Raw genomic sequence first — 376 nt, forward strand, 5'->3', positions numbered from 1 at the left:
GGTATGAGCATTTTACGGTTTTTGGTTGCACTGACCCTGAGGCAACAAACTACAATCCTGATGCAACTGAAAATGATGGGAGTTGTGAGTATTAACCATGAGTCAGCTTGAAACTTTACAAAATATCTATACAAAAATCGCAGATATTTACGATAAATTCTGCGAAGGACTTAGCGTCAATGACCCTGTGACGATGATTACTGATGATTTAGTGATTAGTGAGACTACATGGACAACCAACGGCTTAATATTTGACAATCCTGATGAAGATGAAGCGATCGGCACAGCTCAGCTAGAAATTAATAGCGTTTTAGCAATAGCCTTGGAAGTGGCTAGAGATGAAGTGACAAGCTATGATGCAACCGCCTTAAATCCT

1 protein-coding gene is annotated in these 376 nt (G+C 39.9%); it reads left to right on the plus strand.

Annotation, left to right across the window (positions count from 1 at the left end):
* Positions 1–97 precede the first annotated feature (97 nt).
* Positions 98–376 (plus strand): hypothetical protein (locus CQ839_RS24685; protein WP_146048822.1); only part of this gene is annotated, 279 nt, incomplete at its 3' end.

The sequence above is a fragment of the Pseudanabaena sp. BC1403 genome, assembly GCF_002914585.1.
Classification (GTDB): Bacteria; Cyanobacteriota; Cyanobacteriia; order Pseudanabaenales; family Pseudanabaenaceae; genus Pseudanabaena.